This is a genomic window from Pararobbsia alpina (genome assembly GCF_965118125.1).
Classification (GTDB): domain Bacteria; phylum Pseudomonadota; class Gammaproteobacteria; order Burkholderiales; family Burkholderiaceae; genus Pararobbsia; species Pararobbsia alpina_A.
Genome location: NZ_OZ221287.1, coordinates 3,678,532 through 3,700,168, shown reverse-complemented (window position 1 = coordinate 3,700,168; position 21,637 = coordinate 3,678,532). Strand labels below are relative to the sequence as shown.

18 protein-coding genes are annotated in these 21,637 nt (G+C 62.8%); 4 read left to right on the top strand and 14 right to left on the bottom strand.

Annotated features, from left to right (window positions below; genetic code table 11):
- The first annotated feature begins 175 nt into the window (after positions 1-175).
- Complete coding sequence (locus tag ACMFWR_RS15995) at positions 176-1,819, top strand: methyl-accepting chemotaxis protein (RefSeq protein WP_413192583.1); 1,644 nt, start codon at positions 176-178, stop codon at positions 1,817-1,819.
- Between the two features lie 318 nt (positions 1,820-2,137).
- Entirely contained in the window at positions 2,138-3,544 is a 1,407-nt protein-coding gene (locus ACMFWR_RS15990; protein WP_413192582.1) for an MFS transporter, read from the top strand.
- A 166-nt stretch (positions 3,545-3,710) separates the two neighbouring features.
- Here the strand turns inward: ACMFWR_RS15990 and ACMFWR_RS15985 are convergent, their stop codons facing one another.
- The 12 genes from ACMFWR_RS15985 to ACMFWR_RS15930 all read right to left on the bottom strand — a co-directional run bounded on the left by ACMFWR_RS15985 (position 3,711) and on the right by ACMFWR_RS15930 (position 17,395).
- Positions 3,711-4,955, bottom strand: a complete 1,245-nt coding sequence (locus tag ACMFWR_RS15985) for a helix-turn-helix transcriptional regulator (RefSeq protein ID WP_413192581.1) — start codon at positions 4,953-4,955, stop codon at positions 3,711-3,713.
- A 66-nt stretch (positions 4,956-5,021) separates the two neighbouring features.
- The gene (locus tag ACMFWR_RS15980; protein WP_413192580.1) at positions 5,022-7,358 is read right to left on the bottom strand and encodes a TonB-dependent siderophore receptor; all 2,337 of its coding nucleotides are present in this window, start codon (positions 7,356-7,358) and stop codon (positions 5,022-5,024) included.
- Positions 7,359-7,564: 206 nt separating this feature from the next.
- A complete protein-coding gene (locus ACMFWR_RS15975; protein WP_413194927.1) occupies positions 7,565-7,867 on the bottom strand; it encodes a Rieske (2Fe-2S) protein in 303 nt (100 codons plus the stop codon).
- A gap of 106 nt (positions 7,868-7,973) precedes the next feature.
- Positions 7,974-9,092, bottom strand: coding sequence for a branched-chain amino acid ABC transporter permease (locus ACMFWR_RS15970; RefSeq protein ID WP_413192579.1), 1,119 nt, complete (start codon positions 9,090-9,092; stop codon positions 7,974-7,976).
- A 56-nt stretch (positions 9,093-9,148) separates the two neighbouring features.
- Positions 9,149-10,012 carry a branched-chain amino acid ABC transporter permease gene (locus ACMFWR_RS15965; protein WP_413192578.1) on the bottom strand — a complete coding sequence of 288 codons (864 nt, stop codon included), beginning with the start codon at positions 10,010-10,012 and terminating at the stop codon, positions 9,149-9,151.
- Positions 10,009-10,752 (bottom strand): ABC transporter ATP-binding protein, encoded by a 744-nt coding sequence (locus tag ACMFWR_RS15960; RefSeq protein ID WP_413192577.1) that lies wholly within the window; start codon positions 10,750-10,752, stop codon positions 10,009-10,011. Before ACMFWR_RS15960 ends, ACMFWR_RS15965 begins: the two co-directional genes overlap by 4 nt.
- Positions 10,749-11,477, bottom strand: coding sequence for an ABC transporter ATP-binding protein (locus ACMFWR_RS15955; protein WP_413192576.1), 729 nt, complete (start codon positions 11,475-11,477; stop codon positions 10,749-10,751). Before ACMFWR_RS15955 ends, ACMFWR_RS15960 begins: the two co-directional genes overlap by 4 nt.
- Entirely contained in the window at positions 11,474-12,829 is a 1,356-nt protein-coding gene (locus tag ACMFWR_RS15950; protein ID WP_413192575.1) for an ABC transporter substrate-binding protein, read from the bottom strand. The genes ACMFWR_RS15955 and ACMFWR_RS15950 overlap by 4 nt, the downstream gene beginning before the upstream one ends.
- A 153-nt stretch (positions 12,830-12,982) precedes the next feature.
- A complete protein-coding gene (locus ACMFWR_RS15945; RefSeq protein WP_413192574.1) occupies positions 12,983-14,080 on the bottom strand; it encodes a maleylacetate reductase in 1,098 nt (365 codons plus the stop codon).
- A gap of 95 nt (positions 14,081-14,175) precedes the next feature.
- The gene (locus tag ACMFWR_RS15940; RefSeq protein ID WP_413194926.1) at positions 14,176-15,639 is read right to left on the bottom strand and encodes an aldehyde dehydrogenase family protein; all 1,464 of its coding nucleotides are present in this window, start codon (positions 15,637-15,639) and stop codon (positions 14,176-14,178) included.
- A 141-nt stretch (positions 15,640-15,780) separates the two neighbouring features.
- Positions 15,781-16,776 (bottom strand): hydroxyquinol 1,2-dioxygenase, encoded by a 996-nt coding sequence (locus ACMFWR_RS15935; protein ID WP_413192573.1) that lies wholly within the window; start codon positions 16,774-16,776, stop codon positions 15,781-15,783.
- Between the two features lie 124 nt (positions 16,777-16,900).
- The gene (locus ACMFWR_RS15930) at positions 16,901-17,395 is read right to left on the bottom strand and encodes a hydroxyquinol 1,2-dioxygenase (protein WP_413192572.1); all 495 of its coding nucleotides are present in this window, start codon (positions 17,393-17,395) and stop codon (positions 16,901-16,903) included.
- A 244-nt stretch (positions 17,396-17,639) separates the two neighbouring features.
- Between ACMFWR_RS15930 and ACMFWR_RS15925 the strand changes: the two genes are divergently transcribed.
- The gene (locus tag ACMFWR_RS15925) at positions 17,640-18,653 is read left to right on the top strand and encodes a LysR family transcriptional regulator (RefSeq protein WP_413192571.1); all 1,014 of its coding nucleotides are present in this window, start codon (positions 17,640-17,642) and stop codon (positions 18,651-18,653) included.
- A 111-nt stretch (positions 18,654-18,764) separates the two neighbouring features.
- Here ACMFWR_RS15925 and ACMFWR_RS15920 read toward each other — a convergent pair whose 3' ends face one another.
- A complete protein-coding gene (locus tag ACMFWR_RS15920; RefSeq protein ID WP_413192570.1) occupies positions 18,765-19,379 on the bottom strand; it encodes an NAD(P)-dependent oxidoreductase in 615 nt (204 codons plus the stop codon).
- 102 nt (positions 19,380-19,481) lie between these two features.
- On the opposite strand from ACMFWR_RS15920, the gene ACMFWR_RS15915 reads away from it, so the two are divergent.
- Complete coding sequence (locus tag ACMFWR_RS15915) at positions 19,482-20,492, top strand: LysR family transcriptional regulator (protein ID WP_413192569.1); 1,011 nt, start codon at positions 19,482-19,484, stop codon at positions 20,490-20,492.
- A gap of 114 nt (positions 20,493-20,606) precedes the next feature.
- Here the strand turns inward: ACMFWR_RS15915 and ACMFWR_RS15910 are convergent, their stop codons facing one another.
- On the bottom strand, positions 20,607-21,587 hold the full coding sequence (locus ACMFWR_RS15910) for a Gfo/Idh/MocA family protein (protein WP_413192568.1): 981 nt from the start codon (positions 21,585-21,587) through the stop codon (positions 20,607-20,609).
- Positions 21,588-21,637: the final 50 nt, after the last annotated feature.

The following is a 21,637-nucleotide window of genomic DNA, read 5'->3' as shown; positions in this document are numbered from 1 at the left end:
TTTTTTTCGCGCTCTATCTGTCTAATGAATAAAGTTTTACAGAAATCGGCCGTAGTTAATGGGATGCGCCGGCGCGAAGTGTATGCAAAACGTAGGTGTCGATGTATCACATTGAAAGGATGAGAACCGGACAAAGCCGGCGCCGCGGTTTCGTTCGGGTCGTGGAACTTCACTCATGTTAAAGAACCTCTCGATTCGCCAATGCGTCAACGCCATCATCGGCCTGTTCGGCCTTGCGTTGATTGCGGGTGCCTTGCTCGGCGTGCTGTCGCTGAACTCGGCCAATCGCTCGCTCAAGCAGATGTACACGGTCGATACGCCAGCCGTGGCCAATCTTGAGGGCAGCTCAGGCCAGTTGCTCCGCCTGCGTCTCGCGCTCGCGACGTATCAGTCGCTGGTCGATATCAATGACGCGGATGGTGCGAACGCCGTGCTCAAGCGCGCCGACACGTACATCAAGCTCTCGGACGAGCGACTCAACGCCTATCTTGCCCAAGTGGGCAACGACGAGGGCGGTCGCAGTCTTGTCGAAGATATGCAGAAGAAGCGTGACGCGTTCCTGCATACCGGCATCGATCCGGCGATGGCTGCACTCAAGGCCGGCGACAAGGCGGCGTTCAACGAATTTCAGGCGCACAAGCTTTCGCCGCTGTATTCGGCGTACGAGAAGGCGATGCTCGAACTCGAGAAGCGCCAGGTCGATATCGGCGAGGCGCGTTACGAGGCGGCGCAATCGCAGTTCTCGATGGTGATCATCGCGGTCGCGATCGGTATCGGCGCTGCCTTGCTGTTGTCGCTGTTTGCGCGAATCTGGCTCGTCAATTCGATCGTCAAGCCGGTCGATGCCGCTGTCGAGAGCTTTGGCCGTATCGCGGCCGGCGATCTGACGGGCACGGTCGAGGTGCGCAGCAACAACGAAATGGGCAAGCTCAGCGCTGCGCTGAGCACGATGCAGGACTCGCTGATCGCGACCGTGGGCGTCGTGCGCACGGGGACCGAGTCGATCAATGTCGGCGTGAGCGAGATCGCATCGGGCAACACCAATCTGTCGCAACGTACTGAAGAGCAGGCGGCGTCGCTCGAAGAAACCGCGGCGAGCATGGAAGAGCTGACGTCGACCGTGAAGCAGACGGCCGATAACGTCCGTCAGGCGACCCAGCTTGCCGACGGCGCGTCGAGCCTGGCTGCCGAGGGTGGCAAGCTGGCCCGCGACGTGGTCGGCACGATGCAGAACATTGTCGACGACTCGCGCCGCATCGGTGACATCGTCGGCGTGATCGAAGGCATCGCGTTCCAGACCAACATCCTTGCACTCAACGCGGCCGTCGAAGCGGCACGCGCCGGTGAGCAGGGCCGCGGGTTTGCAGTCGTCGCAAGCGAAGTGCGCTCGCTCGCGCAACGCAGCGCGACGGCGGCCAAGGAAATCAAGGGCTTGATCTCCGATTCGACGCAGCGTGTCGAAACGGGCGCCACGCTCGTCGAGCGCTCGGGTTCCACGATGAGCGAGATCGTTGCCGCGATCAATCGCGTGAGCGCGATCATGAACGAAATCGCGGCTGCATCGAGCGAACAGAGCAACGGCATCGACCAGGTCAATATCGCGATCTCGCAGATGGACAACGTGACGCAACAGAATGCGGCGCTCGTCGAGCAGGCCGCCGCAGCTGCGGCCTCGCTCGAAGATCAGGCACAACGCCTGAGCGATGCGGTGGCGGTGTTCCGCATCGAGCAGCAAGCACGAGCAGCATTCGGCGGTCGCTCATCGGGTCACACGAGTGCCACGGGCAATATGCGCATGGACTTCCGCCCCGCGCGTTGAGGCTCGTTAGCTCGTCGACTCGTGGATACGTCGGATCGGTGGCTCGCTAAAGCCCAGAGGCACCCAGGCGTCGAAGCTTGAGTGCTTCAATGCCCCAAAGCCTCTTGGCCTCAACGTTGGAATGTTCAAAGCTTCAAGGCGGCCCGCATGCGCGGCCCGCCTTTTTTCTTGGCTGTGATATTTTGCCGGTAGGCTTGCAACAAGCCCTGTGCGAGGGGGCGCAGAAGCGGTCCCGCTGTACATGGCGTGCACGGGTCTATCCACTGTCTATTGCGTCCGTCCACCGCGCGCTTATCACCGCCACGTCGTCAGAAGTTCATGCAGCAACACGAACACGTCACGCCCCAATCTGCTATCGCAGGTGAAACGCATCGGCTCTCGAAGGTCATTGTTGCGACTTCGCTTGTCAGTTGCATCGAGCTGTTTGACTTCACGGTGTTCGGGCTGTTTGCCGCCGTTATCGGCGAGCAATTCTTTCCCGCTGCAAACCCGCTGACGTCGCTGTTGCTCGCCGCCGGCACGTTTGGCGCCGGGTTTCTCGCCCGGCCCGTCGGCGCGGTCTGGATCGGCCGGTACGCCGATCGCGTCGGGCGGCGTGCGGCCATGCTGTCGACAAGCTGGATGATGGCCGCAGGTACGGCCGCGATCGCGTTGTGCCCGCCGTTTTCGCGCATTGGCGTTGCGGCCCCGATCGTCGTCCTGGCCGGGCGACTCCTGCAAGGGCTGGCCGCCGGCGGCGAAATCGGTGCGGCAGCCAGTTACGCGATGGAGGCGGTACCGCGCGCGCGTCGCGGTTATGTCGTGAGCTGGCAGCTCGCCGGTCAGGGCGCGGCCGCATTGCTCGGCGCGTGCTTTGGCCTGGTACTCACGCATTCGATGCCGGCAGCCAGTTTCGCCGCATGGGGCTGGCGCGTTCCGTTTCTCGCTGGCCTGTTGATCGTGCCAATCGGCTTTTACGTGCGCCGCAGTCTTCCCGAGGTGTCATCGACGCAGGACACGCCGGTCGCAGTCGTACAAACGGCCACACTGCCAGTGGCATCGGCATCGGCATCGGCATCGGCATCGGCATCGGCGTCCACGGCGATACCGGTGGCGGCACCCACATCGACTGTGGATCGATCCCCGTTCGTCGAACTCTGTCGCGACTTCGGCGCACCGGTCGTGCTGGCGACGTTGATGATGCTGTGGCGAACCATACCGGTCTACACGATCGTCTATTTCATGCCGAGCTATCTGACGCGCGTGACGCATCTGCCTGCGATCGTGGGGTTTCGATCATCGGCTTTGTCGGCGCTGCTGCTCGTGATCCTTTCGCCGGTGTCGGGGATGCTTGCGGATCGGCTGACTCGTCTCAAGCCCTTACTCCTGATAACGTCAGGACTCGCGACCCTGCTTGTGGTGCCGGTGTTTTACGTCTTTACGCACGCGCACGACGAAGGTCCGGTGCTGATCGCGATTGCAGCGATCAGTATCGTGATCGCGCTGGGCGCGAGCGCGGGCACCGTGCTCGTGCTCGAGCGGCTGCCGTCGCGCGTGCGCGCGAGCGGTGTGGCGCTGTCTTATGCCTTGGGCGTCGCATTGTTCGGCGGCACTGCGCAGTTCGTCGTCACGGCGTTGATCAAATGGACGGGCGACCCCATGTCGATCACGTGGTATGTCGCGCCTGCGTGTTTGGTGAGTTTCTGCGCGTTCGCGATGTTTGACGAACAACGTGCGACGACTTGACCCCGGGGTGCTGCAAAGTCGGGTGACGGATTAAGCGCGCTCGCGATTCGAGCCGGGTCCTTGCCTAAGCCGGTACGTTGACTAGGTGAGGACGCTACCGAGGCGAGTACGCTACCTAATCGAGGACGGTAGCTAAGCGAGGACGGTAGCTAAGCGAGGACGCTGCCTATGCCGGCGTCAATATGTGACCGGTCTCGCGCGATGCGACCCGGAAATCCTGCGGCGCGATGTCGTACGCGCGGCGAAACGCGCGCGTGAAATCCGACGGACTCGAGAACCCGGTGCCGTACGCGATGTCCGTCACGCTCAGGTGCGGACGGTGAGCAAGGTCATCTGCCGCCTGACGCAGCCTCAGGTGACGGATGTAGGCGCCCAGCCCGCCTTCGTGCTGGAACATCCGATACAGCGTGGGACGCGGCAATTGCAACGCGTCGAGCACCGTGTCGGGTGTCAGCGAATCATCGAACAGATGATCGTGGATGTAGCGACGCACGCTGCCGAACATGGCAGCGCGCTTCGCAGCGCGCGCATTGCCGCGCAACCCTGCTTGCTTGCCGAATGCCTCGACCAGCAATTCAACGCCGGTGCGCAAACTCTGCTCGGCGAGATCGGCGTCCATGCGGTGGATCGTCCGGCTCAGCTCGGTCACATGCTCGACGATCAGGCGCGTCAGCGGCGAATCGTTGCGCATGCCGCGACCGTGCATGGCTTCAGGGTCGGGGAAGATCTCTGCGGCGACTTCAACCGGGGCAAACAGTGTCAGCACCCGGCACGCACTACGACGCATACGAACGGGCTGGCCGAGATGAAGCGCCAGCAGGCTCGCCGACGTGGTGGTCTGGTTGCGTTGTGATGCATGCACCGCGACGTTATCGACTTCGCCGTCGAGAAATACGTGAAAGGCGAACGTGCGAATGGAATCCTTCGAGATACGGGCAAGCGATCGATCGAGCCACATCGCGTCCGAGCGGCAATCGGTAAAAACGAAACGACCGACGCTGTACCGCTCGATCGACGCCGAGAACGGATGTTTGAGGTCAGACAGCGACGGCACGACATCGATCACGTGTCCGACGCGCTCACGCCACGCGAGCAGCCGATTCCGAGGCGAGTGTGACTCGACATCGAAATGGCTGTGGATGATGCTTTGACGGGGCGCAATCAACGCGCCGCGGGCCGTGGCGTAAGGGTTCATTACCGGTGTGCGTTCTGCTGCTGAGGGCGATCGCTGCCCGATCGCTGCAGCCATTCTAGCGAAGACTTCCGTTTGCCGCCGAGCCCTCAAAAACGCCCGAGTGCGGAAAAACGACGCTGCTTTGCCGACAATTCGCGTCGAAACGAGCGTGTCGAAATGACCGATTCGTCTCCGCCACTGGCACACGGCGACACGCAACTGTGTCGGACTAAACAACGAATGCCCCGCGCACTCAACTCCCTATTGACTTTGGTCAGAGCGCGCGGGGCGACGCACAAAACATCAGAAGTGCGTGTGCAGGTTCACGAACGCGCTCAGTGGGTCGCCGACATAGGCGCCGGCCGCATTGGCAGCGATGAAGTAGCGTCGATCCGTGAGGTTATGGACATTGAGGTCGATGCCCCATGAATGCGCCTCGTAGCCGAACGCGGCATTGAAGATCACATACGACGGAATGGAATTGACGTTCGTGATGTCGCTGAACGTCTGGCTCTGGTAATTGACCCCGGCGCCGACGTGGAATCCCGACAGACCCGCGATCGCAAAGTCGTAGGTCGTCCAGAGGTTGGCGATGTAGGCGGGCGCACCTTGCGGATGGTTGCCGACCGAGGAGATGCCCTGCGGGTTGTCGGTGATCACCGCGTGTTGCGCTGTCACATTGGCGACGACATGCCAGGCATCCGTCAGGCTTGCGTCGAACGAGGCTTCGGCACCTTTCGTGCGCTGACTGTCGAACACGACGCTTTCGATGCCGTTGATCGTGGTTGCCGCAGCGACGTTGTCACGTGACACATCGAACAGCGCCGTGTTCAGCACGTAACGGTCATCAAGGAACGAGAACTTGATACCGGCTTCATATTGCAAAGCGGACTCGGGCGCGCCGATGCCGTTTTGGGTGTTCTCCGAGTTGAAGTTCGCGAGATGGCTCTTCGAGACGCCGAAATACGGCGACAACCACGGCAGCGCTTTGTAGAGCACGCCGATATTCCAGCTGACCGGCGCATCGTCGCGGGTCTGCGTCATGCCGGCGATGAGTGGCTGGCCTTCCGAATCGAAGCGGCCCGGGACGGTCACGTTCGGTGTCAGCGACGTGTCCCACCAGTCCTTGCGCACGCCGGCGCGCACCTTGAGCGCATCGGTCACGTCGATCTGATCCGTCGCGTAAAGGCTGTAGTTGTTCGCGACGAGATGATCGTTGTCGCACGAGTGCTTCGCATCACACAGGAACTTGAGGCCGACCGTCGACGTTTCCGGCGGGACCGGATTGAACGCGTCAGGAATGTTCGGCAGATCGGCGGTGCTGCGTTCCGTGTCGATGATCTCGTGCTGATATTCGAAGCCCGTGAGCAGCGTGTGGTGGACGGAACCTGTTGCGAACTTCCACACCGGCTCGAGCTGATAGTCGATGCTGTTGTCCGAGTCGTCCTGTTGACGCAATTGCCGTCCGACCACTTCATCGCCGCTGACCTTCGTGCTCGTGCTGTCGCCATTGCCGAGCACGTCAAGGCTGCGGTGCAGGTACGACAGACGGTTGTTGATGGTCAGGAAGTCGTTGATCCGCCATTGGTCGGTCAGCGTCGGGCGCACATAGGTGCCGCGTGCAAAGGCGAACGGTGTCGAGTATTTCGAATCGATCGACACGTTCGACAGCGGTGTGCCGTGGAAATACAGAATGCCGTACGAGTCCGGGGTCTCGTGAATCTCGCGTGCATCGACCGAGAAATCGATCGTGTGATCATCGAGCTTCCATTCGAACGACGGACGGATTTCCTCATCGCGGTTCGCGAGGTCACGGAAGCCATCGGCACGTGAGACGGTCGCATCGACGCGATAGTTGAGTCCGCTGATCGCGGTCGGGCCGGTCACATAGCCGCTTGTCGATACCGTGCCGAACGAGCCGGCCTCGACCTGCGCGCCTGCATGAAACTCGGCCGAGGGCTTGAAGTGCACGATGTTGATCGTGCCGCCCGGAGGCCCGCTGCCGAACAGTGCGGAGCCCGGGCCTTCGAGCACCTCGATGCGTTCGACGCCGTTGAGCGAGTGCGAAATGCCGCCGAGCAGGTCGCCGTCGGAGAAGCCGTCGTTGAAGATCTGGGCATTGAGGCCGCGGATCAGGAAGTGGTCGTAGTAGCCCTTCGTGTCCTGGCCGCCGACGTTGACGCCGCTTGCGTTGGAGAGCCCTTGTCGAAGCATCGTCGCACCTTGCTCCTGAAGCAAGGTGGACGGAATGACCTGCACGCTGAGCGGCAAGTCCTTGAGTGCCGTACCGGTCTTGCTGACGCCGGTGATCTGGTTCGGGTCGTTGACGTTATCCGACGATGGGGCGCCCGACGGCGCCTGCACCTGAACCACCGGAAGTGTGCCGGCATCGATTGCAGATCCGGACCTTGATGGCGAGGCGGACGGATTCGCCTGGGCAACTTGCTGCGCGAATGCAAGCACTGGCATCGCGGCCATCAATCCGACAAGCACGGTCGGCATACGGCGGCGCGGCACCGTTGGTGTCGCCGCTTTGTATGCGCCTGCGAGTTCGTGTGTGTGACGCGTAGCGTGTGCTGTGCGTTGGCTATGGCGTCGGGGCGTGCGTGATCGTGCGTCGAGCGTCTTGTTGTTCGTCATGCGTTGTCCTGTGTCCGAGTGCAGCTCGTCATGCGCCCGCGTGTGTGAATCGCGGACGTGAGTCGGCCCCCACCGCATGCGGCGTCGCCGCGCGGTGTCCGAAAGGGGCTGGCAAATGAGAATCACTTCGATTGTGCGAAGCCACTGATAAACGAGCGGCATCGACAGATTCATCCCGGACGGGGACAGAGTTGCGTTACAACGTTTTACAAGCGGAGCACACGACCTTCACTGACAAAGACGTCAATCCGGGTAAGCGCCGCGCCTTCGCACGGGCCATCGACGCAGAGGCCATCTTCAAACCGGAACATCGCGCTGTGATGCGCGCACATCAGCATGTTCGCGTCGTATGTGCAAAACACGCCGGGTTCGAAATCGAGCGGGATCGAAAAGTGTGGGCAACGGTTCAGATAGGCCCAGGCTGCGTCGCCCCGGCGCAGCACGATGTATTGCGTCTTGTCGTCGACCTGAACGGCGATCGCGCCGCCGTCGGTGATGTCGTCGAGCATGCACAGCCGTTGCGTGTCGGACGGTGCGGTGCTTTGCGCCTCCACGTGCAGCGGCCCAGCCTCGTCCTTCGATGTCATGTCCATACGTCGGTTCCGCACCCGGCACTCAATGATTGGCATGTGACGGCGAAAGCGCCGTGTTTTGTTCGCCGAGGGTGGCCGCGTCAGAGGGCGCAGCTTGCGCATGGCTCAGCGCATCGTTCGAGACATCGCCCGCTGCAAGTGGCAGCACGAGCCGCCGGCTGACCGGGAAGAACTCGATGCCGAAGCGGCGCGAGACATAGCCCCAGAGCCCCTGCGGAAAGAAGATCGTGACAACGATCGCGAGCAAGCCGAGTCCGATCAGGTAGGTCGTGCCGTAGTCGGACAGGAACTTGTTGAGCAAATAAAACAGCAGCGTGCCGACAATCGGTCCCTCGAGCGTGCCGAGCCCGCCGATCATGACGATAAAGATCGCGAACGCGGTCCAGTTGACCGAGAACGCGGCGTCGGGCGAAATGCGCAGATTGCCGACGAAATACAGTGCGCCTGCAAGCCCCGCACCTCCCGCCGCGCAGAGATAAACCAGCAGGCGCGTGCCCGCAACATGAATGCCCTGGCTGCTCGCGGCAACCGCATCGTCACGGATCGCGGTCAGGGCGAGGCCGGTTTTTGAACGCAGGAAGCGGTAGACCAGTGCAATCGTCAACGCGACGATCGCCAGCGCGAGCCACAGCGTGATCGATTCGCGCGTGCTGCGCGAAATGCTGCGCAGGCCCGTCAGACTCGTGCCCGATCCGCCGCCGAGCACCGAGATATTGGCAAAGCCGAGACGGAACACTTCGGCGATGACCCACGTGCCGACGGCGAAGTACCCGCCCGACAGGCGAAACGCAATCCATGAGACCGGCACCGCGATCAACGCGGTCAATGCAGCGGCGATCGGCACCGATACGAAGGGTGACAGACCGACGACGTTGGCCAGCACGAGCATCAGATAGCCACCGAGGCCGAGATAGGCCTGTTGCCCGATCGATACCATCCCGCCATAGCCGGCGAGCAGGTTCCACATCATCGCGAAGACGAAATACGACGCGATCTGCGTGAAGTCACGCAATGCGTCGCGCCCTGCCCAGAACGGCATGGAGGCGACGACGATCGCGAGCACGATCAGCACGAGGCTGGCGATATGACTCGCTCGTGTGGCGCGTCGGACTTCGAAAGGAGGGCGCACGGCATTCATCATGACTTCACTCTTGCGGAGGCACGTCGACGAGTTCGAGGTGCGTGGTTCAAATTGGACTAGCGCGTGCGAGGCATCAACCCTTGCGGGCGTGCGACGAGCACGGCGAGAAACACCACGTGGCCGAGCCAGATACCCCAGCCCGGGTCGATGTAGAAGCCGATCTGCTGCGCGATGCCGAGAAACACGCCGCCGGCGAACGTACCCCAGAACGAACCCATGCCGCCGATGATCACGGCTTCGAACGCATAGAGCAGCAGCGACGGACCGTCGCTCGGCGACACGGCAGTGCGCATCGAATACAGCGTCGCGGCCACGCCGATCAGCACAAAAGCGATCCCCATCGCAAATGCGAAAGTGCGTCTGTGCGAGACACCCATGAGCCGCACGATGTCGCGATCATCCGAGGTCGCACGAAAGGCCCGCCCGAGCCCCGTCTTGCCGAACAGCCACTGCATCGCGAACGTCAACGCGACCGTCACGACGAGGGTCAGCAGCGGCAGATATCCGATCGTGAGGCCGCCGAAGGTCACGCTGGCCGATTCGAATCCTCCTGTTGCGATTGAGCGCGGGTCAGCCGAGAAGAGCTGCTGCAGCACGTTCTGAATCACGATCGACAAGCCGAACGTGACGATCAGTGATGGCAACGGGTCGCGCACGGCAACGCGGTTCAGCACGAGATACTGAAGCGCGAACCCGAAGCCGAACGCGATCACGAGCAACAGCACGATCGCCAGCGCGAGGGGAAGGTGCGCGTAGCCGGTCAGCGCGACGAGACCGAACACGAGCAGCACGATAAAGTCGCCATGCGCCGTGTTGGTCATGCGCATGACGCCGAACACGAGCGACTGCCCCATGGCGAACAGCCCGTAGAGCGCACCGAGCAGCACGCCCTGTACAAGGATATTGGCGAGTGCGATCATGCTGCGACTCCGAAGTAGGCGTTCGCGATGTCGGCATCCGACGCGTCGGCGGAGGTTCCGCTCAGCGACACCCGGCCTTCCTGCAGGCAATAGAACCGTTGCGACACGCGGCGAGCGAGCTGCACATCCTGCTCGACGATCAACACGCTCATGCCGTCAGCGACGATCGCCGGCAACGCCTCGTAGATCTCGCGCACGACGATCGGCGCAAGACCGAGCGACAGCTCGTCGCACATCAGCAGGCTCGGGTTGCTCATCAGCGCGCGGCCGATCGCAACCATCTGCTGTTGCCCGCCCGACAGCGAGGTCGATGGGTGATGACGCTTTTCCTTGAGGATCGGGAAAAGCGCGTAGATCGTGTCGAGGTTCCATCGCTGCGCGGCGCGCTGAGTGCTGCCCCGAGTGTTGCGGCGAGCACGGTTGGCTTGCGCGCCCAGCAGCAGATTCTCCTCGACCGTCAGACTCGCAAACAAACGTCGTCCCTCGGGCACCAACGCAAGGCCGAGTCCGACGATGCGCTCGGCTGGCATGCCGCCGATCGGCGCGCCACGCCACGTCACCTGATCCGCCTTGGCGGGTAGCAGCCCGGTGACCGTCTTCAGCAGGGTCGACTTCCCCGCGCCGTTCGCACCGATCAGCGCGACCACTTCACCTTGCCCGACTTCGATATCGACGCCAAACAGCGCCTGGAAATCGCCGTAGCCGCCCGTCAAGCCATGTGTCGCCAGCAGGGTGTTCATGCTGCGGCCTCCAGTCCAAGATAGACGCGACGCACCTCAGGATCATTCATGACGGCATCTGGCGCGCCTTCGGCAAGGTGCTTACCGAAGTTGATCACGAGCAAGCGATCGGCGAGCGCCAGCAACGCATGCACGACGTGTTCGATCCAGACAATCGTCACACCCTGCTGCTTGACGCGTTTGATCTCGGCGACCAGCGAGTGCGTTTCGGCCTCGGTGAGGCCGCCCGCGATTTCGTCGAGCAAGAGCAGCTTGGGGCGTGTTGCGAGCGCACGCGCCAGTTCGAGCCGCTTGCGGTCGAGCAGCGTCAGCGCGCCCGCAGGGCGGTTCGCTTTCGCTCGCAGCCCCGTGTGGTCGAGCACATCGACACAGAGTGCGTACGCCTCGTCCTCGCCCGCTTGCGCGCCATACGTCGCGGCAACGAGCAGGTTCTCGAACACGCTCATATTGCCGAACGGGCGCGGCACCTGGTACGAGCGGCCGATACCGGCGACACAGCGCGCATACGGCGGCAGCGCGCCGATATCGGTGCCGGCGAACTCGACGCTCCCCGAGTCGGCGCGCGTATCGCCGCTGATCAGGTTGAACAGCGTGGTCTTGCCCGCGCCGTTCGGCCCGAGAATCCCGAGCGTTTCGCCCTCGCTGACCGAGAAGCTGATGTTGTCGGTCACGGTCAGCGCACCGTAACGCTTCGAGACGTTGCGAAGTGACAGCAGTGTGGTCATGACAAGAGCTTCAACGGAGCAGAAACAGGAATCGCCGGTGCGAGCTGGTTGTTGACGATCGCGAGGTCGAAGCGCGTCTTTTGTCCCTTGACCCACTGACCGCCGACCAGCGGCGTCTTCGCCACGTTCGGCACCGGACCCTTGCCCCAAGTCACGTTGCCCACGACGGTGTCGAGCTTGGTGGATGCGATCGCATCGCGGATCGCCGTATTCGAGTCGATATCCTTGGTGCGCTTGAACACGTCGACGGCGATTTCAAAGAGCGCGTGCGCGAACCCGATCGGCTGTGTCCACTGCTTGCCCGTCGACTTCTCGTAGTCGTCGGCGAGCGCTTTCGCGGACTGACCCGTCAGCGACGATTTGAACGGGTGCATCGGCGTCCACCAGACTTCGGTCGACAGGCCTTCGCCAAGATCGCCGAGCGCTTCGAGCGTGCTCGGGAACAGCAGCGCCTTGCCGATCGACACGACCTTCGGCTTGAGACCTTGCTGGCGGGCCTGCACGAGGAAGTTCTTCGCGTCGGGCGGGATCACGACGCCGGTGATGATGTCGGCGTTGACTTGCTTGAAGGCCGAGATCTGCGACGAGAAGTCCTGCGTCATGCTCTGGAAGCGTCCGGTGTCCTTGAGCGTAAAGCCCTTTTGCGTGAGCACCGGCGGAAAGCCGAGTTTCGCATCGCCCCATGCATTGCCGTCGCCGTCGTTCGGGAACAGGCCGCCCACGACCTTGTCGGTCTGCACCGACTGCCACATGCCTGTGTAGACGCCGATGACGTCTTCGAGGCCCCAGAAGAAGTGGTACGTGAAATTGAAGCCCTTTTTCGGGTCACCCTTGCGCCCGAAGAACCATGGCTGCCAGGGAACGACCGTCGACACGCACGGCACTTCGTTGAGTTCGCATGCATCGCTGACCGGGTTGGCGGTCTCCGGCGTGCCGCTCACGAGCATGATGTCGACCTTCTCGCGCAGGATCAGATCGCTGGCCACCTCGCCGGCGCGATTCGGGTTGGACTGACTGTCCTTGACGATGATACTGACCGGCAACGTCTTGCCGCCCACGCTGATGCCGTTCTTGAGCACCGTCTGCATCTGCTGGATCGTGAAGCGGTCCGCTTCGCCGAAGGGAGCGAGCGGTCCCGTTTGCGGCGAGACGTAACCGATCTTGATCGTGCGTGCGGAAGCCGCGCGTGCGAGCGTCGACAGCAGCGGACTGCCGGCGACCAGCGCGCCGGCGCCCAGCTTCAGCATCTGGCGACGGCGGTCGCTGGCGGGTTGCCCGGCAGGGTTGTCCTGATCGGCGAGGGTCTCGAACTGCGCGCCATCGATCGGGTCTTTTGCGTCGTGCTCGGTCATGATTGTCTCCTGGTTATTGTGCGTTTCAGCGTGTGCGTACCAGCTTGTGTGTTACTGCATAAGCGCTACTTCACATACATCCGTGCGTCCATATTTCCCGGCAAGCGCGTTCCTCATGGGCTACTGGACATGGGCTTCACCCGCGGAGCCGGGTCATCGCGGCACGACGGACTCGGCCGCACCCGCTCGCGCGACTTCCGGCCTTCTGCCCTCGAACGCGTCACGCAGCAACGCGGCGAGCGGTTCGCGCTCGAGCGGCCGCGGGTTCCAGTACGGATCGCGAAGCGCGATATCGAGCGCGGTCGCGAGGTCAGCCTCCTTGAATCCCAGTTCGCGCAAAGACACGGGCGCGCCATTCGCCTTGGCGAGGTCGTAGATGCCTTGTGCTGCGTCGTCCGAGCCGAGCGCGCGTGCAATGCGTGTCATGGCTTCGGGCGCGGCCTCGCGGTTGTAGGCCAGCGCATGCGGCAGGACGATGGTGTGCGTCTCGGCATGAGGCAGGTTGTAGCTGCCCCCGAGCGTGTGGCAGAGCTTGTGATGGATCGCCATGCCGACCGAGCCGAGTACCGCTCCGCAGAGCCACGCACCATAGAGCGCATCGCTGCGCGCGCCGATATCGGTGGGGCGACGCACGAGACAGGGCAGGCCCGACGCAAGCGCACGGATCCCTTCCTCGGCCATCATCGCCGTGATGGGGTTCGCGTCCTGCGAGTAGAGCGCTTCAGCGGCATGCGCAATCGCATTGATGCCGCTCGTCACGGAGATCGTCGTCGGCAGCGACAGGGTGAGTTCGGGATCGTAGATCACCGTCTTCGGAAGCACGCGCGGGTCGCGGCCGGTCTTTTTGATGCCTTCGTCAGTGATGCCATAGATCGGCGTCATCTCCGAGCCCGCATATGTCGTCGGGATGGCGATGATCGGCAGCCCCGAGTCGAGAGCGATCGCCTTGCCGAGTCCGGTGGTCGAGCCGCCACCGACGGCTAAAGCGCAGTCGGCGCCGAGCCGGTCGGCGACTGCACGTGCCTCTCGTGCGACCGACAGTGGAACGTGCATCACTGCATCGGCAAAGACCCCGGCTGTGCGGTCGCCGAGTCGTGCGGCGATCGCTTCAGCCTGAACGCGTTGTTGCGGGGTCGACAGCACGAGGGCGCGTCGCAGGCCCAGGCGATCGAGCTCGCGTTCGAGGTGCTGCAGACTCCCCGCGCCGAATATCACGCGGGAGGGCAGGCCGTTGTAGATGAAGTCGTTCATGGCGATATCGGCAAGATCTTTAGAGCGGCGTAGTCGTCCTGGTTGGCATGGATGGCGAAGTCAACGCCGTCATCACGGCCGCCGCACGGGCTGACTCAACGCGGATACCACGGCGGTGTCTGCGCGTCGACATTGATCCACACCGACTTGGCCTGCGTGTACTCGCGCATGACATCGAAGCCCATCTCGCGGCCGTACCCGCTCGAGCCGACGCCGCCGAACGGCGAGCCCGGGTTGACGCGCTTATACGTGTTGACCCACACCATGCCGCTGCGGATATCGCGCGCGAGACGGTGCGCGCGTTGCAGATCACGTGTCCAGAATCCCGCGCCGAGGCCGTACTCCGTGCCGTTCGCGATCGCGAGTGCTTCCTCTTCGGTATCGAACGTGTTGATTGTCACGAACGGACCGAACACTTCTTCCTGACACACACGGTCATCGGGCCTGGCTCGCACGACGGTCGGTGCGACATAGCAGCCGTTGGCCAGCGCCGCGTTTGACGGCGCGGCGCCGCCGGTGAGAATCTCACCGCCTTGCTCGCGCGCGATATCGACATACGCGAGCACGCGATCGCGGTGTTGCTGCGAGGTCAGCGGGCCCATCTCGGTGTCGGGATCGAGCGGGTTGCCCACACGGATCGATCCGGCGAGCTTGATAAAGCGCTCGGTGAAGGCGTCGGCCAGCGAGCGATGCACGATGAGCCGCGAGCCGGCGATACAGGCCTGGCCCTGGTTGTGGAAGATTGCAAAAGCCGACCCCTGCAGCACCGCGTCGAGGTTCGCATCTTCGAACACGATATTGGCGCCCTTGCCGCCGAGTTCGAGCTGCACCTTCTTGAGGTTGCCGGCCGATGCCTTGACGATTTCACGTCCGATTTTGGTGGACCCAGTAAACGCGATCTTGCTGACGTCGGGGTGCTCGGCCAGATATTGCCCGGCAACGCCACCGAGGCCGGGCACGATATTGACCACGCCTTCGGGGAATCCGACTTCGGCCATCAGCTCGGCAATGGCGAGGCTCGACAGCGGCGTGAGTTCCGCGGGCTTCATGACCACGCAATTGCCTGCGGCAAGCGCGGGCGCCATCTTCCAGCTCGTGAACATCAGCGGGAAATTCCACGGCACGACCTGACCCACGACGCCGACCGGTTCACGCAGCAAGTAATTGAGGAAGCCCTGTTCGACCGGAATGACCGACCCCTCAAATTTGTCGGCCATGCCGCCGAAGTAGCGGAAGGTCGCCGCCGTGCGTGGCACGTCGAGAAAACGCGTGTCGCGAATCGGGTGCCCGGTGTCGAGCGATTCGAGCCAGGCGAGGCGTTCGCCGTTCGCCTCGATCGCATCGGCGAGCTTGAGCAGCAAGCGCCCGCGATCGGCAGCCGCCATGCGGCTCCACTTCGGGAACGCGGCCTTGGCGGCGGCCACGGCCCGGTCGATATCCGCTTTGCCGGCCAGTGCGATATCGGCGATCTTCGCGTTGTCGTGCGGATTGAGTACGGCAAGCGTCTCGCCGCTTTCGGCGGCCACGAAGCGCCCGCCAATAAACAATTGCGTCTGGATGGTCGACTGGCGATTATCGAATTCGACACTTCGGGCGGTATTCATAAGCAGTTCTCTTTCGGCGTGTCGGGGTACGCAGGGACGAGCGTGCCCCCGGCGCCCGGCATGACCGGGCGGTTGTGAGTGACGGCGCGTGCGGTGTTAGAACTGCACCGGATACGGTGACAGTTCGCCGCTTTCGTAGCGCTTGGGCAGGTTAGGCGTGGCGTTCTCCCACACGAGCAGCATCGAACGTTTCTGTGAGTAGCCTTTGTGGCGGATATCGGCGGGCATCGCGGCGATATCGCCTGCGCGCATCGTCACGCGTGCGCGCGGTTCACCCGTGTTCTTGTCTGCGACGTCCCAGACGATCTCGTCTGACATCTGCAGAAACCACTCGACGCGGTCGTTGCCATGAAACACCGGCAGCACGAACTCTTCGGTCGTCGGGCAGAACAGGCTTTCCTTGCAGACCGAGGTCACCGACGGGTTCCACGTCACGTCGGAACGCGACAGGTACTTGAACAGGTTGAACGCGTGCAATTCCTTCTCGAACCCGGGTTCGGCGTGGATCTCGGGCTCGTCTTGCTCGACGTCGTTGAATTGACGGTTGATCGGATAGTCGTCGCGCAACGGCGAGTCGCCTTCGAGCCCGGGCATGCGTTTGGTCGCGATACGCGAGCGGTCGATTGCGGCGAGGTTATCGCCATGCTTGGCGCCGAATGCCGTGCCGGTTTCTTCGGGGGCGGCAAACGGGTCGAAGCCTTCATTGACCCAGTCCTTCATGATCGCCTTGAAGGTCGCCATGATCACCGGCGTATCGAACTGTTCGAGGAAGTCGACGCCGGCCTCCTTGTAGCTCGCGTTGAACGAGCCTGCATAAAGGTCGACCTTGCCATAGTGGTTGCGCGTGCCGAGCACTTCGTCGAAGTTGACCCAGCCGTAAAAGAAGCCCCATGCGATATCGCGCATCATGGCGCGCAGGAATGCGTCGGCATGCATCTGATGGGAGTGCTGCGAGCCTTTGGCCGGCCATTTGACCGTGACGAAATAGGCGTCGCGCGTGAATTCGAAGTGACCGAGCTGGAACGTGCGGTAGCCGGTGACCGAGTCGGGCTGGCTTGCGCGGACGTTTTGGGGAAGAGTGGACATATCCATCGTGTGTGCCTCGTGGCGGAGTCGTATGCGGTGGCGCGTTCGTTGCGGGCGCGGTAACGGGTCGGTTCAGGAAGTCGCTAGGAAGCCGTTAAGCGAAGCCCATAAGCAAACCGGTAAGGTCGGCTCAGTGCAGGCAGATCTCGTTCCATTTCTCGACCGAGTTCGGGCCGAGAATGGTCTGCACGATAACGACACCCGGCTTTTCCGCGCGGAACTGATACGCGACGCCGGCAGGCAGCAAGGCCTGGTGACCGCGACGCAGCTTCACGTAACCCATCGACCGTCCCTGCGGAGCGGCATCGAGCTTGTAGGTGCCTTCGGAGTCCGCCGGCGCGAGTGAGCCTTCTGCGTCGGGCTTGATGAAATGGACGGTGACTTCACCGTCCATGACGACCGTGAATTCGTCGTGCGCTGCAGCGAACCACGGCGACTGTCCTTCGGCGCGCAACGACTCGATGACGAACTTCAGATTCTTGCCGACCACGGTCTTCTGATAGGGCGGCGCCTTGCTGGCGACCTCGTAGATATTGGAGAACGCGTAGTTCCCCGCATCGCCCTTGATGATCTCGATCGATCCCTTCTGAAAGTGCTCGAGACTTCCGAAAATGGTGTGCTGCATGTCGTCCTCCAGGTTGTCCGTGTCGATAGATGCACGGTGGCTGTGAGGAAAGAGTAGTGACGTGCGGCGCGTGAAGCAATCCATCGAGGGTCAGGAATTCCGAACGCTGGCAGCGCAATTTGCGAACGGTGACGGTGTGTGTGCGCGTAACGAATTTCCGCCGCGAATGCGTGCTTTTGTGAGGGAAAACAAGGGCGCGCGCCAATTGACAGGTTTCGTTTGCGCTCGACACAATCGCGCGACCATGGACCTATTCCTGAGTATCGAAGCCTTTGTGAAGGCCGCCGAAGCCGAGAGCTTCGCCAACGCCGCGCGCCAGCTCGGCATCGGCAAATCGTTGGTGACGGCACGCGTCAAGCAGCTCGAAGAGCACTACGGCGTGGCGCTGTTCCATCGCTCGACGCGCGCGGTGCGGCTCTCCGAGATCGGCGAGAGCTACTACAAGGACTGCGCCGAACTGCTCAAGCGGGTGTACGACCTGTCGGCGCGCTCGCAAGTGGAAACGCTCGCGCTGAGCGGGACGTTGCACATCCACGTGCTGCCGGGTTTTGCACTCGGGCACTTCTCGCGCACGCTGATCGATTTTCGTGCGACCTATCCGCGCATCGAGTTCGAGGTCACCGTGAGCGACCGGATCGTCGATCCGGTACAGGAAGGCTTCGACGTCGCGCTCCAGATCTATCCGCCCGCATCGAACTCGCTTGTCGAGCGGCGGCTTTTCCCGGTGAGGGGCGTGTTGTGCGCGGCGCCGCAGTATCTGAAGGACGAACCGGTTATCGAAACGCCGCTCGATCTGATCCGCCATGATTTCGCGCGCTACGCGTATTACCCGTGGGGCGACAAGTGGCCGCTGATGAAGGGCAACGAGTGCTTCGAGATCGAGCTGTCGCCCGTGCTCAAGACCAATAGCGTGCACTTGCTGCTCGAGTTCGCGCGTGCCGGTGCCGGCGTCGTGTATCTGCCGACGATGGTCGCGGCGAATGACTTGCTCGAACGTCGACTCGTGCGCGTGCTGCCGGACTATGCCGCGCCGCCGCTGTGGCTCTCTGCGGTTTACCCGACGTCGCATCGCTCGACGAGCAAGGTCAAGCTATTCGTCGACTTCCTGCGCGCGCGCTTTCAATCGGAGCCGCAGTGGGACAAGGCGCTCGGCATCGCGACGGATATCGAAGGGGTCGACGAGACGGGCTTGCCTGAGGGCAATGGGGTCGAGGGACACGCACCCGACATCGAGCCGGGTGCGTCGTCGGGCCGCTAGAAGGCCTGGAGAACGGCCGGAGAAGCCGGTCGTTGGCGATGAAGGGCTGCGAAATGGCCTCGGCGTTGAAGCTGCACGAGGCCCGCTGCGTCGCTTCTCTGCAGTCAGCGATTAGTAGCCCACCGAGAAACGCTTGCGGCTATGCGCGTGCTTTTCGAGTTCGTCGACAAGCGCGATCGCGTAGTCTTCCATCGAGATCGAGCTCTTGCCTGCTGCATCGACGATGAGGTTGTCGGTGCCGAGCCGGTACTTGCCGGTGCGCGTGCCCGGTTCGAGCAGTGCAGGCGGCGACAGGAAGGTCCAGTCGACGGTCTGATCACCTTGGCGCAGGGCGTCAAGGAATGCGGCGCCCGCCGTCGCTTCAGGCCGATACGCTTCAGGAAACTCGGGTGAATCGAGCAGACGCTTGCCCGGCACGGCCTCGAGGCTCGCGGCACCCCCAACGACGAGCAGACGCTTGACGCCGCCTTGCGCAACCGCGCTCGTCAACGCGGCGGCGTTCGAGCTCTGGAACTTGCCGGCGCTGATCACGGCGTCGTGCCCGGCGATCAGCGGCACGAGCGACGACGGCTGCGTGGCATCGCCCTCCTTGACGGTCAGCCCCTTCTGCGCGGCGACGTTGGCGGTATTGCGTGCGATACCCGTGACTTCATGGCCCCGGCTCAGCAATTCCGTGGCGAGCCGCGAACCCTGACGTCCCGTGATGCCGATCAAAGCGACTTTCATACTGACTCCTCGATGAAATGGTGGGTCGATCATAGTCGTTAGATTCGGTCAGAAATAGACGATAATTCCGACGGGTTTGTTGCATGAATCGAGCGAATTCATATGGATCGTCTGACCGCAGCTAAAGTCTTTGTTGAAGTTGTCGACCGCGGGAGCCTGACCGGTGCGTCGCAGGCACTCGATATGTCGCGGGCCATGGTCTCGCGTTACCTGAGCGAGATGGAGGAGTGGGTCGGCGTGCGGCTGCTGCACCGGACCACGCGGCGCCTGAGCCTCACCGATGCCGGCCAGGACACGCTGCCGCGGTGCCGGCAGATGATCGATCTCGCGGGCGCGATGCGTTGCGCGCTCGACGCGGACGCGTCGCCGCGCGGCTTGCTGCGGCTCACCTGCAGCATGTCGATCGGGCACGCCTATCTTGCACCGCTGATCGCGCGCTACGTCGAGCGCTATCCGGGAACGTCGATCGATATGCTGCTGGTCGACCGGCTCGTGAACCTTGTCGAGGAGCGCGTCGACCTGGCCATTCGCGTCACGAGTGATCTCGACCCGGGCCTGATCGCGCGACCGCTTGGCCAGTGCCCTTCGATCGTGTGTGCGTCGCCCGAGTATCTGCGTCGCCACGGTACGCCGATGACGGCCGAGGCGCTGAGCGAGCACAACTGCCTGACCTATACGTACTTCGGCAAAAGTATTTGGCGCTTCACGCCGCGAGAGACGAGTGAGGGTGCGGGTGCTCAACGTTCTGCATCGGTCGGAGCCGACGCAGAGACGGGCGACGAAACGAACGAACAAATCGCCATTCCGGTGAGCGGCAACCTGAGCGCGAATGAGGTGACGGTGTTGCGTGAAGCCGCGGTTGCCGGTGCGGGCATCGCGATGCAGCCCGCGTATGCGGTGCAGCAACTGATTCGCGAGGGCAAGCTGGTCGCGCTGCTGCCAGAGTATCGGCCGGATGAAATGACGATCTACGCGGTCTACGCGTCACGCAAGCATATGCCCGCGATTCTGCGCACGCTGATCGATTTTCTCGCCGAGCACTTCGCTGCCGATCCGATGTGGGGCGCGGTGCCCGTGACACGTCCGAAGAAGGTCCGGGTCACGGAGGCGTAGCGAAGTCGATGAACCCATACCGACGCTGCGCCCACCACGTATCAGCGCCGGAATCGGCATGCGCTCCTCAATCGCATCGACATCAACATCGACGTTGTAACCGCGGGCCGCCGGTTATTCGAACGGATAACGCAGACCGATGCGCTCGCGCGCAGTGTCGAGCACTTTCATCGTGGCCAGCGAATGATCGAGCGGCAGCAGTTCGCTTTCGAGCTTGCCCGCTCGCAGGCACTCGCTCACGTGATCGGCCTGGAATTGGTAACCGTTGCCTTCATAGGGCAGCTCGATATATTCCTCGCCTTCGCCGCGCGTCAGCGTCAGGCTGCGCGGGCGGCACAGTTCGCCGTTCAGGCGGATGCGGCCCGTGGTGCCCGTAATGACGGCATCGAACGGCGAGCGCGCGAGAATCGTCGCGCCCGACAGGCTCACACCGCCATCGCGATGGCGCATGCTGACCGCGATTTGCTCGTCGACGCCGGTGTGACCGATCGATGCACTGGCCTGCACGTCTTCAACCGGGCCCAGAAAGAACGTCGCGACCGAAATCGGATAAATGCCGATATCGAGCAACGCACCACCCGCGAGCGCCGGGTCCATGACGCGATGCGAGTCGTCGACATTGAACACCGCGCCGAAATCGGCCTGCACCATCTTCGGCGTGCCGATGGCGCCGCTATCGACGAGTGCCTTCGCGTGGACGACGGCCGGGATAAAGCGCGTCCAGAGCGCTTCCATCAGAAACACCTGCTTTTCCCGTGCCTTCGCGACGACGCGTTCGGCCTCCGCGAGATTGACCGTGAAGGGCTTCTCGCACAGCACCGCCTTGCCCGCCTCGAGGCACAGCAGGGCTGTGCTCACATGCTGCGGATGCGGCACGGCGATATAGATGACATCGACCTCCGGATCGTTCACCAGTTCGGCATAGCTGCCATAGCGGCGCGCGACATTGAACTGATCACCAAACCGATGCGCGCTGTCGATCGAGCGCGAACCAACGGCGACAAGTTCTGCATCGGGCGCCGACTGAATGCCTTGCGCGAACTGTGTAGCGATCCTGCCCGGGCCGAGAATGCCCCAACGAATGGTGCGTGTCATGGTGTCAGTTCAAGGAGTGGTTGGCGCGCGCCGCCGGGAGTCGGGAGTCG